Genomic DNA, 873 nt, shown 5'->3' on the forward strand with positions numbered 1-873 from the left:
TCTGGATATGCACGGCTTTGACGACGCTGACATTACGATTCCGACGAAAAGGGAGCCGACCGAACAGGAATGGGCTGACCTGAAGCTTGCTTGGAAAGTCGTGAAGCACGTCAAATCGAATGCGATTGTCCTGGCAAAGGACGATATGACGATCGGCGTCGGCGCCGGGCAAATGAACCGCGTCGGCTCGGCGAAAATCGCAATTGAGCAAGCCGGGGAGAAAGCAAAAGGAAGCGCGCTCGGATCAGATGCCTTCTTTCCGATGCCTGATACGGTCGAAGAAGCGGCTAAAGCCGGTGTGACGGCAATCATTCAGCCGGGCGGCTCGGTTCGTGATGAAGATTCAATTAAAAAAGCGGATGAATACGGGATCGCGATGGTGTTCACCGGAATCCGCCATTTCAAACATTAAGGGAGTGACCAGCGTGAACGTATTGATTATCGGCAGAGGCGGCAGGGAGCACACGCTCGCCTGGAAAGCGGCGCAAAGCCCTCTTGTCGGCACTGTATATGCGGCGCCCGGCAATGACGGAATGGCCGGGACCGCCGTACTCGTTGATCTTGACGAAGGCAATCACGAAGGGCTTCTCGCTTTCGCAAAGGAAAACAATATCGGACTGACGATCGTCGGTCCTGAGGTCCCTTTAATCGAAGGGCTTGTTGATGCATTTGAAGAAGCGGGCCTTCCGGTGTTTGGACCGTCGAAAAATGCAGCTGTGATTGAAGGAAGCAAGCAGTTTGCCAAGGATCTTATGAAAAAATACCAGATTCCGCCAGCAGAATACGAAACGTTTACATCTTTTGAAAACGCAAAGGCGTATGTTGAGGAAAAAGGCGCTCCAATCGTTATTAAAGCCGACGGGCTTGCCGCCG

The 873-nt window shown here is 52.9% G+C and carries 1 protein-coding gene and 1 pseudogene; both read left to right on the top strand.

Going from position 1 to position 873, the window contains the following annotated elements; all coding sequences use genetic code 11:
- A pseudogene (gene purH / locus ACWHAR_RS24830) lies at positions 1–412 on the top strand (bifunctional phosphoribosylaminoimidazolecarboxamide formyltransferase/IMP cyclohydrolase); the annotation flags it as partial.
- 13 nt (positions 413–425) lie between these two features.
- A partial coding sequence (locus tag ACWHAR_RS24835; RefSeq protein WP_452088151.1) for a phosphoribosylamine--glycine ligase occupies positions 426–873 on the top strand: 448 nt, incomplete at its 3' end.

This window comes from Bacillus sp. LR--39 (assembly GCF_053613335.1).